Annotated in this window: 9 protein-coding genes and 1 pseudogene; 2 read left to right on the top strand and 8 right to left on the bottom strand. The window is 58.8% G+C overall.

Features of this window, described 5'->3' with window-relative positions; genetic code table 11:
• Positions 1-106: 106 nt before the first annotated feature.
• On the bottom strand, positions 107-757 hold the full coding sequence (rlmE, locus tag NRB16_RS11775; protein ID WP_045487710.1) for a 23S rRNA (uridine(2552)-2'-O)-methyltransferase RlmE: 651 nt from the start codon (positions 755-757) through the stop codon (positions 107-109).
• Positions 758-861: 104 nt separating this feature from the next.
• On the opposite strand from rlmE, the gene yhbY reads away from it, so the two are divergent.
• Complete coding sequence (gene yhbY, locus NRB16_RS11770) at positions 862-1170, top strand: ribosome assembly RNA-binding protein YhbY (protein ID WP_257106208.1); 309 nt, start codon at positions 862-864, stop codon at positions 1168-1170.
• Between the two features lie 217 nt (positions 1171-1387).
• Here yhbY and greA read toward each other — a convergent pair whose 3' ends face one another.
• The 7 genes from greA to grpE form a co-directional block, all read right to left on the bottom strand.
• On the bottom strand, positions 1388-1867 hold the full coding sequence (greA, locus tag NRB16_RS11765; RefSeq protein ID WP_045487706.1) for a transcription elongation factor GreA: 480 nt from the start codon (positions 1865-1867) through the stop codon (positions 1388-1390).
• Complete coding sequence (gene carB / locus NRB16_RS11760; protein ID WP_045487704.1) at positions 1864-5085, bottom strand: carbamoyl-phosphate synthase large subunit; 3222 nt, start codon at positions 5083-5085, stop codon at positions 1864-1866. Before carB ends, greA begins: the two co-directional genes overlap by 4 nt.
• A 147-nt stretch (positions 5086-5232) precedes the next feature.
• A complete protein-coding gene (gene carA, locus NRB16_RS11755) occupies positions 5233-6369 on the bottom strand; it encodes a glutamine-hydrolyzing carbamoyl-phosphate synthase small subunit (protein ID WP_045487702.1) in 1137 nt (378 codons plus the stop codon).
• Positions 6370-6619: 250 nt separating this feature from the next.
• Complete coding sequence (dapB, locus tag NRB16_RS11750) at positions 6620-7423, bottom strand: 4-hydroxy-tetrahydrodipicolinate reductase (protein ID WP_253139392.1); 804 nt, start codon at positions 7421-7423, stop codon at positions 6620-6622.
• 61 nt (positions 7424-7484) lie between these two features.
• Positions 7485-8618, bottom strand: coding sequence for a molecular chaperone DnaJ (gene dnaJ / locus NRB16_RS11745; protein ID WP_045487697.1), 1134 nt, complete (start codon positions 8616-8618; stop codon positions 7485-7487).
• Positions 8619-8945: 327 nt separating this feature from the next.
• Positions 8946-10862 (bottom strand): molecular chaperone DnaK, encoded by a 1917-nt coding sequence (gene dnaK, locus NRB16_RS11740; protein ID WP_253116386.1) that lies wholly within the window; start codon positions 10860-10862, stop codon positions 8946-8948.
• A gap of 101 nt (positions 10863-10963) precedes the next feature.
• The gene (grpE, locus tag NRB16_RS11735) at positions 10964-11527 is read right to left on the bottom strand and encodes a nucleotide exchange factor GrpE (protein WP_045487692.1); all 564 of its coding nucleotides are present in this window, start codon (positions 11525-11527) and stop codon (positions 10964-10966) included.
• Positions 11528-11786: 259 nt separating this feature from the next.
• On the opposite strand from grpE, the pseudogene recN reads away from it, so the two are divergent.
• Positions 11787-13442: pseudogene (recN, locus tag NRB16_RS11730) on the top strand (DNA repair protein RecN); the annotation flags it as partial.
• Between the last annotated feature and the right edge of the window lie 4 nt (positions 13443-13446).

Here is a 13446-nt window from a genome sequence, read left to right as displayed (position 1 = left end):
TCTGTAACCCTTTGTGAAACATTAGCTACAAGATGTTCATTCAGGCGACATCTGCACGCCATTTGAAAAAAACTATCGCACCATACCAAAAGCGCCCGGCACAGGATCAAAGACGCTCTTCGCTGGCCGAACCCTCCAGACCACGGAAGCCACGGGCCAGAAGGTATTGCTCGCGAGACCGGTCGCGCGATGACAACGGCTTGCGCATCTGCACCTTGTCGAACAGCCGACGGATGTCCTTGTGGTAGGTATCGAAGCCCTCACCCTGGAAAATCTTGATGAGGAAATCGCCACCTGGACGCAACACACGCCCCGCCAGGTCCAGCGCCAGCTCACAGAGGAACATGGCACGAGGCATATCCACAGCGCTCAATCCACTCATATTGGGGGCCATATCGGAAATAACAAGGTCTACTTGCGTATTACCTACCGCCTCGAGGATCTGCGCCAGCACGGCGTCCTGGGTAAAGTCGCCGCAAATGAAAGTGACATCCGGAATGCTGTCCATTTCCAGAATGTCCGAAGCGATCAGCTTGCCCTGACCACCAATCAGCCGACTGGTGACCTGAGACCAGCCGCCCGGGGCCGCTCCCAGGTCGATCACGGTCATGCCTGGACGAATGATTCTGTCCTTCTCCTGGATCTCCAGAAGCTTGTAACTGGCGCGCGAACGATAGCCGTCTTTTTGCGCCATCTTCACGTATTTATCGTCGAAATGTTCTTTAAGCCAGCCTTGGCTTGATTTGGAACGGGCCACAGGGCACCTCAATTTTAAACGGGTCGCGATTATATGGGCGGTCTCGGACTTGCTCGGGTAAACTAGCCGCCGTTTTTCACCAGACCAGACGCAGGGGTCAGATTATGCCGCTCACTCAAGAGCAGAAGAAACAGTACAAATCCATTGGCCACCACCTCAAGCCGGTTCTGATCGTGGCTGACAATGGTTTGACCGAAGGTGTGCTCGCCGAGCTTGAACGCGCTCTGAACGACCACGAGCTGATCAAGATCAAGCTCAACATCCTGGATCGCGAAAGCCGACTGCAGAGCGTCGCAGAGCTGTGCAAGAGCGGCTCGGCAGAGCTGGTTCAGGTCATCGGCAAGATGGCACTGATCTACCGCAAGAATCCCAAGCCGAACAAGAACCTTTCCAACGTTCATCGCGCCGGCTGATTCGCGCATCGTCAGGGCCGCAATCGCGCGCCCTGCTACCCTTCGACCAACGGTCGGCCTGCTTCACCCACTTGGCAAAACCTTCATTCAGCTACCTTACAGGGTCCGAGGACACTGCGCAGCAAGCTGCCTGAAAATCGGGACTGGATAGATGAAACAGGCCGCTCACCCCTGAGGATGAACAGCCTGCCTGTTACATCGGTACTGGCCCGAGGTGTCAGATGTGACGAACCTCGATGATTTCGTACTCAACATCACCACCGGGGGCCTTCACCACCACGGTGTCACCTTCTTGCTTGGCGATCAACGCGCGTGCAATTGGCGAAGTGACAGAAATCTTGCCCTGCTTGGCATCTGCCTCATCCTCACCTACAAGCTTGTAGATCACGCTTTCGTCGGTTTCGACGTTAGCGATTTCCACGGTAGTGCCGAACACCACCTTACCGGTATGCGGGATGGTCGTGACATCGATGATCACAGCGTTCTGCATGCGGCCTTCGATGTCACGGATGCGCGCTTCAACCATGCCCTGCTGCTCACGGGCGGCATGGTATTCGGCGTTTTCCTTCAGGTCACCCAGCTCGCGTGCTTCGCCGATGTCCTGACTGAGTTTTGGCCGGACCACCTTGGTCAGGTGGGCCAGTTCCTCTTCGAGCGCACGAGCGCCCTCGACGGTCATTGGGTACTTGGTACTCATCCTTTCATTCCTGCATGGAGGTCCTGCAAGCGACGCACGGTCTTTTCCGGACCGAACTTGAGCGCTTCACAGACCGCTTCGCCAGCCGCAATGGTGGTTGTGCAGTAGATCTTATGCTGCAGCGCATTGCGACGAATGGAGTAGGAGTCAGCGATCGACTGACGGCCTTCGGTGGTATTGATGATCAAAGTCACTTCGTCGTTCTTGATCATGTCGACAACGTGCGGGCGACCTTCGGTCACCTTATTGACCCGGCGCACCTTCAGGCCCGCAGCTTCGATCAGCTTGGCAGTACCAGCGGTAGCGACTACCTCGAAACCAAGGTTGATCAGGTCACGGGCGACACCCGCCACGAGCGGCTTGTCGTCGTCACGCACGCTGATGAACGCAGTACCGCCCGTTGGCAGCACTTCGCTGGCACCCATCTGGGCTTTGGCAAATGCCTCGCCGAAGGTGTCGCCCACGCCCATCACTTCACCGGTGGATTTCATCTCCGGGCCGAGGATCGGGTCAACACCCGGGAACTTGGCAAACGGGAACACCGCTTCCTTGACGCTGTAGAAGTCAGGAATGATTTCCTTGGTGAAGCCCAGCTCTTTCAGGGTTTTGCCGGCCATGACACGGGCTGCGATCATTGCCAGGGATACACCGATGCACTTGGAAACGAACGGCACGGTACGCGAAGCACGCGGGTTCACTTCAATGACGTAGATGTCCTCGCCCTGCAACGCCAACTGCACGTTCATCAGACCGACGACACCCAGCTCAAGGGCCATCTTCTTGACCTGGTCGCGCATCTCGTCCTGGATATGGGCCGGCAACGAGTACGGCGGCAGCGAACAGGCCGAGTCACCGGAGTGAACACCGGCTTGCTCGATGTGCTGCATGATCGCACCGATCACCACATCGGTGCCGTCGCTGACAGCATCGACGTCCATCTCGATTGCGCAGTTGAGGAAGTGATCGAGCAGCACCGGACTGTCGTTGGAGACCTGAACGGCCTCGCGCAGGTAGCGCTTGAGCTCTTCTTCCTGATAGACGATTTCCATCGCACGGCCACCCAATACATAGGATGGACGCACCACCAGCGGGTAACCGATCTTGGCCGCTGCACGAATCGCTTCGTCTTCGCTGCGCACGGTGGCGTTTGGTGGCTGGCGCAGGTTCAGGCGCTCAACCATCTGCTGGAAGCGCTCACGGTCTTCAGCACGGTCGATGGCATCAGGGCTGGTGCCGATGATCGGCACGCCGGCTGCTTCAAGGGCACGCGCCAGTTTCAGCGGCGTCTGGCCACCGTACTGGACAATCACACCTTTTGGCTTCTCGACACGGACGATTTCCAGCACGTCTTCCAGGGTCACTGGCTCGAAGTACAGGCGATCAGAGGTGTCGTAGTCGGTGGAGACGGTTTCCGGGTTGCAGTTGACCATGATCGTTTCATAGCCATCGTCACGCAGCGCGAGGGCCGCGTGTACACAGCAGTAGTCGAACTCGATACCTTGGCCGATACGGTTCGGACCGCCACCGAGGATCATGATCTTGTCGCGTGTCGAAGGATTGGCTTCGCACTCTTCTTCGTACGTGGAGTACATGTACGCAGTGTCGGTGGCGAACTCGGCCGCACAGGTGTCAACGCGCTTGTAAACCGGGAACACTTCCAGTTTCTGGCGGTGAGTGCGCAGGTTCTTCTCGGTCACGCCCAGCAGCTTGGCCAGACGGGCATCGGAGAAGCCTTTGCGCTTGAGGCGCAACATCAGGTCACGGTCGATGGCCGACAGACCCTGGGTCTTGATCTTCTCTTCATCCTTGATCAGATCTTCGATCTGCACCAGGAACCAAGGGTCGATCATGTTCATGCCAAAGATGTCTTCGACGCTGAAACCGGCACGGAACGCATCGGCGACGTACCAGATACGCTCAGCACCTGGAACGGTCAGTTCACGCTTGAGCGTGCTCATGCTTTCCGGGTGGCTCAGGTCCAGTTTCGGATCCAGACCGCTGACACCGACTTCCAGACCGCGCAGGGCTTTCTGCAGGGACTCCTGGAAGGTACGACCAATGGCCATGACCTCACCCACCGACTTCATCTGAGTGGTCAGGCGAGCGTCGGCATTGGAGAACTTCTCGAACGCAAAGCGCGGCAGCTTGGTCACGACGTAGTCGATCGACGGTTCGAAAGACGCCGGGGTCTTGCCGCCAGTGATGTCGTTCTGCAGCTCGTCGAGGGTGTAACCCACAGCCAGCTTGGCCGCGATCTTGGCGATCGGGAAACCGGTTGCCTTGGAAGCCAGCGCCGAGGAACGCGAAACACGCGGGTTCATCTCGATCACGACCATACGGCCGGTGTTCGGGCAAATACCGAACTGAACGTTGGAGCCACCGGTCTCAACGCCGATCTCGCGCAGCACCGCCAGCGAGGCGTTACGCAGGATCTGGTATTCCTTGTCGGTCAGGGTCTGTGCAGGTGCCACAGTGATCGAGTCACCGGTGTGCACGCCCATCGGGTCAAAGTTTTCGATGGAGCAGACGATGATGCAGTTGTCCTTTTTGTCACGGACAACTTCCATCTCGTACTCTTTCCAGCCGATCAGCGATTCGTCGATCAGCAGTTCCTTGGTTGGCGACAGATCCAGACCACGGGCGCAGATTTCTTCGAACTCTTCACGGTTGTAAGCGATACCGCCACCGGTGCCACCCATGGTGAAGGACGGGCGGATGATGCAAGGGAAACCCAGCGTCTCCAGTACCGCGTTGGCTTCTTCCATGGAATGGGCGATACCGGAACGCGGACAGGCCAGGCCAATGGCCTTCATAGCCTTGTCGAAACGCGAACGGTCTTCGGCCTTGTCAATGGTGTCAGCATTGGCACCGATCATTTCCACGCCGAACTTTTCCAGAACGCCTTCGCGCTCCAGGTCCAAAGCGCAGTTCAGTGCAGTCTGGCCGCCCATGGTCGGCAATACGGCATCTGGACGCTCTTTCTCGATGATCTTGGCAACACTCTGCCACTTGATCGGCTCGATGTAGGTCGCGTCCGCCATGGCCGGGTCGGTCATGATGGTGGCCGGGTTGGAGTTCACCAGGATAACCCGGTAACCCTCTTCGCGCAGGGCTTTACAGGCCTGGGCGCCGGAGTAGTCGAATTCACAGGCCTGACCGATCACGATGGGGCCGGCGCCGAGAATCAGGATACTTTTAATGTCTGTACGTTTTGGCATGGGTTGTCACTCAAATCCGCAGGTCAGTCGGCAAGCCGTCTTGATCAATTCATTGCGGTACCGGGTGGCAGCGCCTGGCGCAACTCCTGCTACAGAGATTGCCGGGGCCACCCTGACACCTGATTACTTCATTCTCAAGGCAACCGGTCAGCGACGCTTGGCCATCGCATCGATAAAGCGGTCGAACAGTGGCGCCACGTCAGTCGGGCCAGGGCTGGCTTCAGGGTGACCCTGGAAGCTGAACGCGCTCTTGTCGGTGCGCTCGATACCCTGCAGGGTGCCGTCGAACAGCGATTTGTGGATGGCGCGAACGTTGCCCGGCAGGGTCGCTTCGTCTACCGCAAAACCGTGGTTCTGGCTGGTGATCATGACCACGCCAGTGTCCAGATCCTGGACCGGGTGGTTGGCGCCGTGGTGGCCATGCCCCATTTTGACGGTCTTGGCGCCCGAAGCCAGGGCCAGCAACTGGTGACCCAGGCAGATACCGAACACCGGAATTTCGGTTTCCAGCACTTGCTTGATGGCAGCGATCGCGTAGTCGCAAGGCTCTGGATCGCCAGGGCCGTTGGACAGGAACACGCCGTCAGGATTAAGCGCCAGCACTTCACTGGCCGGGGTCTGGGCAGGCACCACAGTGACGCGGCAGCCGCGAGCCACCAGCATGCGCAGGATATTGACCTTGACGCCATAGTCGAACGCCACGACATGGTAAGGCAGGTCGGCCGCCGGAATTTCCGGATGGCTGTCGGTTTTCAGTTCCCAGACACTGGAGCGCCACTCGTAACGCTCTTTGGTGCTGACAACCTTGGCCAGGTCCATGCCTTTGAGGCCAGGGAAACCACGCGCAGCAGCAATCGCCGCTTCTTCGCTGATGTTGTCGCCGGCCAGGATGCAGCCGTTCTGAGCGCCCTTCTCACGCAGGATGCGGGTCAGGCGGCGAGTGTCGATCCCGGCAATGGCCACCACGTTGTTGGCCTTGAGATAGTCTTGCAGCGACAGCTTGTTACGCCAGTTGCTGGCCACCAGCGGCAGGTCACGAATGACCAGGCCAGCCGACCATACACGATCAGACTCGGCGTCTTCAGGCGTGGTGCCCGTATTGCCGACATGCGGGTAGGTCAGGGTAACGATTTGTTGGGCATAGGAAGGATCGGTAAGGATTTCCTGATAGCCGGTCATTGCGGTGTTGAACACCACCTCTCCAACGGTCTGGCCGTCGGCTCCAATGGCTTCGCCGCGAAAAATGCTGCCATCAGCAAGGGCGAGTATGGCTGGCTTAGTCAAGAAGACCTCCCGTAGTTAAAGCCTGAAAGGGCGTTCGCAGGTTGCAAAAAAGCGGAGTGACGTTTCGATACGTCACCCCGCTTTCTTGGATAGATTCATCTGCGCGCTTTTAGTGGACACACTAAAGCTGTAGCTTACAGAAAAGGGCTGTTTTGGTCTACCACCAATCGGCCCAAGACTGGTTAAACAAGGCCATCACTGAGCAAAGAATCAAGAACGGCCTGTTTTTTTCACGAAAAGTGACAGCGGTTCAACGCAGTTCGAGCACGTCCTGCATGTCATACAGACCGGGTATCTTGCCGTCCAGCCACAGCGCAGCACGCACCGCACCACGGGCAAAGGTCATCCGGCTGGAAGCCTTGTGGGTAATCTCCACACGCTCGCCATCAGCAGCAAACAGCACGGTATGATCACCGACAATGTCACCGGCACGCGTGGTCGCAAAACCAATGGTCTGCCGATCACGGGCACCTGTCTGGCCTTCACGACCGTACACCGCCACCTTCTCGAGATCGCGGCCCAGTGCAGCAGCGACCACCTCACCCATGCGCAGCGCGGTCCCCGACGGTGCGTCGACCTTGTGCCGATGGTGCGCCTCGCTGATCTCGATATCGACCTCATCCCCCAGCACCCGCGCGGCGGTATCCAGCAACTTCAGGCACAGGTTGACACCGACACTGTAGTTAGCCGCAAAGACAATCGGAATGTCCTTGGCCGCCTCTTCGATACGCTGCTTTTCTTCGGCGCTGAAACCCGTGGTGCCGATAACCATGGCCTTGCCAGCCTTGCGGCAAAACGCCAGGTTCTTCAGGGTCACCGATGGGTGAGTGAAGTCGATCAGCACATCAAACTCTTGCGCCACACGAGCCAGGTCGCCCGACAGCGGCACGCCAATGCGCCCCTGCCCAGCCAGCTCGCCGGCATCAGCACCAACCAGCGTGCTGTCAGGACGATCAACTGCTGCGGTAAGCCCGGCACCCTGCGCCTGACCAACCGCCTCGATAAGAATCTTGCCCATGCGCCCAGCGGCACCGGTAATAGCTATACGTCGCATATTCTGCTCCTGCCAGCCCTCGGGAAAGCGACGCTCTCACGAGGGCTTCTGGTTGGTGGCCTTACAAGTCGCCAAAGAACCGCTTCACACCTTCAAACCAGCCACTGGCCTTGGGCGAATGTGATTCGTCGCTTTGCAGCGACTCGCGGAACTCTTCCAGCAATTCACGCTGGCGCTTGCTGAGGTTGACCGGCGTCTCAACGGCGACCCGACACATCAGGTCACCCGGCCCACCACCACGCACTGGAGCCACACCTTTGCCACGCAGACGGAACTGCTTGCCGGTTTGGGTGCCCTCAGGGATCTTCAGCTTGACCCGCCCCTCAAGAGTCGGCACTTCAAGCTCGCCGCCCAAGGCTGCATCAGTGAAGCTGATTGGCACTTCGCAGAACAGATGCTTGCCATCGCGCTGGAAAATCGGGTGCTCGCGAACATTAATGACAACGTACAGATCGCCATTCGGACCACCTTGCGGCCCCGCCTCACCTTCACCAGACAGACGAATGCGATCGCCGGTATCGACCCCCGAAGGCACTTTGACCGACAAGGTCTTGTACTCTTCGACCCGGCCTTCGCCATTACAGGAATCGCACGGATCAGAAATGATCTTGCCCTGGCCATGACAGCGCGGGCAGGTCTGCTGCACCGAGAAGAAGCCCTGCTGCATGCGCACCTGACCAATGCCGCCACAGGTCGGACACGTGACAGGCGAGGAGCCTTTCTTGGCACCGCTGCCGTCGCACGGCTTGCAATTGACCAGCGTCGGCACACGGATATTCACGGTTGTACCGCGAACCGCTTCTTCCAGATTCAGCTCAAGGGTGTAGCGCAGGTCGCTGCCGCGCTGTGGACCGCCACGCGCGCCACCACGACCGCCACCACCGAAGAAGTCGCTGAACACATCACCGAAAATATCCGAGAAGTTCGCGCCACCGGCACCAAAGCCGCCACCGCCGCCGCCCATGCTCGGGTCGACACCGGCGTGGCCGTACTGGTCGTAGGCCGCACGTTTGCTGGTATCGGACAGCACTTCGTAGGCCTCGTTGGCCTCTTTGAAAAGCTCTTCCGATGCCTTGTCATCAGGGTTACGGTCAGGGTGATGCTTCATCGCCAGGCGGCGATAAGCTTTTTTCAGCTCGGCCTCGCTGGCGCCGCGCTCGACCCCCAATACTTCGTAATAATCACGCTTCGCCATAATTCTTCCGCACTCTTGAGGACGCCCGGCCAAACCCTCCTGAGCCTGGCCAGACTCGTTGAGCCCAATACAGGCCCGGACCCAACTCACGTCAATTCAACGATCCTGGTCTTCGTTCAACGGCCGCAAAGGGCCGCGAAAAGCGGCAGAACAAGCCGCACTGCAGGAGCACCGCGGCCTTGCCACAGGACTTGCGCAGCACAGTGCACAAGCCATAAAAAAAATCGTCTATCCCAGACACGCCAACGCGGGAGCAAGCTCCCGCGCGGCGACATCCTACCAGCGACCGCGATACAGCGGTCAACCGGGTTGCAAGTGAGCCTGCGCTTACTTGTGGTCTTTGACTTCTTCGAACTCGGCGTCGACAACGTCATCAGCCTTGGCCGCGCCTTCAGCTGGCTTGGCAGCGGCTTCCGGAGCTTCAGCCTGTTCGGCATACATCTTCTGCGCGATTGGCGCAGAGACCTTGGACAGCTCTTCAACCTTGGCATCGATGACCGACTTGTCGTCGCCCTTCACTGCCACTTCCAGCGCAGCAACAGCCGCTTCTACTGCGGTCTTCTCTTCGGCGCTGACCTTGTCACCGGCATCGGCAATCATTTTGCGGGTCGAGTGCACCAGTGCATCACCCTGGTTACGGGCCGAGGCCAGCTCTTCGAACTTGCGATCTTCCTCGGCATTAGCCTCGGCATCACGCACCATCTGCTGGATTTCTTCCTCGGACAGACCGGAGTTGGCCTTGATCACGATCGACTGCTGCTTGCCGGTAGCCTTGTCTTTCGCGCCGACGTGCAGGATGCCGTTAGCGTCGATGTCGAAGGTCACCTCGATTTGCGGAACGCCACGTGGCGCCGGCGGAATCTCGGCCAGGTCGAACTTGCCCAGCGATTTGTTCTGGGTCGCCTGCTTGCGCTCACCTTGCAGCACGTGAATGGTCACGGCGTTCTGGTTGTCGTCAGCGGTGGAGAACACTTGCGACTTCTTGGTCGGGATAGTGGTGTTCTTCTCGATCAGCGCAGTCATCACGCCACCCATGGTTTCGATACCCAGGGTCAGCGGGCTGACGTCCAGCAGCAGCACGTCTTTGACGTCACCGGCCAGAACCGCGCCCTGAATGGCGGCGCCCATGGCAACAGCTTCGTCCGGGTTGACGTCCTTGCGAGCTTCCTTGCCGAAGAACTCGGCAACCAGCTTCTGCACCAGCGGCATACGGGTCTGGCCACCGACCAGAATCACGTCGTTGATCGCACCGATGTCGATACCGGCATCTTTCAGAGCAGTACGGCAAGGCTCGATGGTGCGCTGCACCAGGTCTTCAACCAGCGACTCCAGCTTGGAACGCGAGATTTTCACGTTCAAGTGCTTTGGACCGGTGGCGTCTGCAGTGATGTACGGCAGGTTGACGTCGGTCTGGGTGCTGGAAGACAGCTCGATCTTGGCTTTTTCAGCGGCTTCTTTCAGGCGCTGCATGGCCAGCGGATCACCTTTGAGGTTGATGCCGCTTTCTTTCTTGAATTCGTCGACGAGGTAGTCAATCAGACGGATATCGAAGTCTTCACCACCGAGGAACGTGTCACCGTTGGTGGCCAATACTTCGAACTGGTGCTCGCCGTCGACTTCAGCGATCTCGATGACCGATACGTCGAAGGTACCACCACCGAGGTCATAAACGATCACAGTGTGGTCGCCTTTGGCCTTGTCCATACCGTACGCCAGCGCGGCTGCGGTCGGTTCGTTGATGATCCGCTTGACGTCAAGACCCGCGATACGGCCGGCGTCCTTGGTCGCCTGACGTTGGCTGTCGTTGAAGTAGGCCGGAACGGTGATCACCGCTTCAGTCACGGTCTCGCCGAGGTAGTCTTCGGCGGTTTTCTTCATCTTCTTGAGAATTTCAGCCGAGATCTGTGGCGGAGCCATTTTCTGGCCATTGACTTCAACCCACGCGTCGCCGTTGTCAGCCTTGGTGATCTTGTAAGGGACCATCTGGATGTCTTTCTGTACGACACCCTCGTCGAAACGACGGCCGATCAGACGCTTTACTGCGTACAGCGTGTTGTGCGGGTTGGTGACCGCCTGACGCTTGGCCGACTGACCGACCAGGATTTCGCCATCGTTGGCGTAGGCGATGATCGAAGGGGTAGTACGCGCACCTTCGGCGTTTTCAATGACCTTGACGTTGCCGCCTTCCAGAATCGAGACGCAGGAGTTGGTGGTCCCCAGGTCGATACCGATAATTTTGCCCATCTTGACTCTCCCGAAACTTTTGATTGGTTGCCGCAACCGGGTTCACAGATTGCGGTAGCACTTAAACGCTTGACCTTTAAATGGGGGCTGCCCGGACGATTTCAAGCCTGCTCGTTAATTGAGGGCGTGGCCGGCGAAGGCGCCTTGCTGACCACGACCATGGCCGGGCGCAGCAGGCGGCCATTGAGCTGATAGCCCTTCTGGAAGACCTTGAGTACGGTGTTGGGCTCGACGTTGGCGTTCTCTTCCATCGCCATCGCCTGGTGCTGTTCAGCATTGAACGGCTGGCCATGCGGATCAACGGCTTCCAGCTGATAGCGCTTGAGCGTGTCCTGAAACATCTTGAGGGTCAGTTCGATGCCTTCACGCATCGGACGGATGCTCTGGTCGTCCGGGTTGGACAGCTCCAGGCCACGCTCAAGGCTATCGATGATCGGCAACAGGTCGGCGGAGAATTTTTCCAGCGCAAACTTGTGCGCCTTTTCAACGTCCTGCTCGGCACGGCGGCGGACATTCTGCAGATCCGCAACGGCTCGCAGGGACTGGTCCTGCGCGGTGGCGAGTTGCTCTTCGAGCACTTGCACGCGGGTCGCCAGATCATCCCCGGCTTCAGCCTGTGCGGCCTGCCCCTGAGCGTGCGTATCCAGATTCTGTTCGTCAGCCATACTTCTCTCCTCTCCAAAACGTCCGCGATCCCAACTCGCGCTTCTGCCCCTTATATGGGAGCGGAATTTCCAGCTTCAAGGGGAGCACACCACGAAGTGCAGGGTAAAAAGCAAAAACCGCCAGCCCGCCAATCCATCTTGCGCATCAGGCAATTGCAGGCCTGTCCGACGACCAGTCATTACGAATTGGAGACGGGCATTGTCAGGCCGAAACAAAACACTGTATAAATAACCAGAAGAATCGTTCTGGAGCCGCTGCATGCTGGTTCATCTTTCGGTACACAACTACGCCATCGTCGAACACCTCGATCTGGAGCTTGATCGCGGCATGAGCGTCATCACGGGTGAAACCGGCGCCGGCAAGTCGATCATGCTCGACGCCCTGGGCCTCACCCTCGGTGACCGCGCCGACAGCGGCGTGGTTCGCCCTGGCGCCGACAAGGCCGATATTTTGGCCACGTTCGACCTGAGCAAGATCCCTGAGGCGCAGACCTGGCTCAAGGAGCGAGACCTGGAGGGCGAGGCACTGTGCATTCTGCGCCGGGTCATCACTGCTGAAGGTCGTTCACGCGCCTACATCAACGGCACGCCATGCCCACAGGGCGATTTGAAAGCCTTGGGCGAGCTGTTGATCGACATCCACAGCCAGCATGAACACCAGTCGCTGCTCAAAAGCGATACTCACCGGCGCCTGCTCGACGAATATGCGGGCGCAACCGATCTGGCCCGCCAGGTACAACTGGCCTCGCAGCGCTGGCGCCAGACACGCGCCGAGCTGGAGCGCCTGTCCAGTTCAGGTGATGAACAACGCGCGCGCCACCAGTTGCTCAGCTATCAACTCGAAGAGCTGGAGAATCTCAGCCTTGGTGAAAACGAGCTCGAGCAGCTCGAGCAGGATCAAAAGACCCTGACCAACGCCGAGAGCCTGCTGAGCATCTGCCGTCAGGTTATCGAACAATGCAGCGAAAGTGACTCGGGCAACGTCCTGCACGCCCTGACCAACAGCCTCAATCGCCTGTCCAGCGTGAGCGGCAATTCGACACCACTCAATGAGGCCACCGACCTGCTGTCCAGCGCCCAGATCCAGGTTGAAGAGGCCGTGGGCGAACTCAATCGTTTTCTCGACCACTTCGATGCCGATCCGGGCCGCCTTCAACAGATCGAAGAGCGCCTGGACGCCATCTACAGCCTGGCACGCAAACATCGTATCCAGCCCCATGAAGTTGCTACCCTGCATCAGAAGCTGCTCGATGAGATTGAAACGCTCAACGCCAGCGACGAGTCGATCGAGCGGCTGCAGAACGAGCTGACGGCCTACGCCCGGCATTATCAGGAAAAAGCCCGGCAACTGAGCGACCTGCGGCGCCACTCGTCGAGCGAACTGGCCCATGCAGTGGAACAGGAGATCCACCGCCTGGGCATGCCCGGCGGCCGCTTCAACATCGAGCTCAAGGCCAATACCGGGGCTGACCTGCTGCCTTACGGCCTTGAACAGGTCGAACTGCTGGTCAGCGCCAACCCGGGTCAGCCACTCAAGCCTTTATCAAAAGTCGCTTCCGGCGGTGAACTGTCACGGATCAGCCTGGCCATTCAGGTCATCACCGCTCAGACCTCGCGGATTCCTACCCTGGTATTCGATGAAGTCGACGTGGGCATTGGTGGCCCGACGGCAGAAATTGTTGGTCAATTGCTGCGCCGCCTGGGCGAGCGCGGCCAGGTCATCACCGTCACCCACCTGCCCCAGGTGGCAGCGCAGGGCCATCAGCACCTGTTCGTGCACAAGGCCCGTGACAGCAATGCGACGCGCACTGCGGTATCAAAGCTCGGCAAGCACGAGCGCATCGAAGAGGTGGCACGGATGCTGGGCGGTATTGACCTGACCAAGGAGTCATTGGCCCATGCGAAGAAAATGATACTCA

Origin of the sequence: Pseudomonas sp. LJDD11 (genome assembly GCF_024584215.1) — a bacterium.
In the GTDB taxonomy this organism is placed as follows: domain Bacteria; phylum Pseudomonadota; class Gammaproteobacteria; order Pseudomonadales; family Pseudomonadaceae; genus Aquipseudomonas.
Note: the sequence above shows the minus strand (reverse complement) of the source record. Positions and strands in the feature narration are given on the sequence as shown.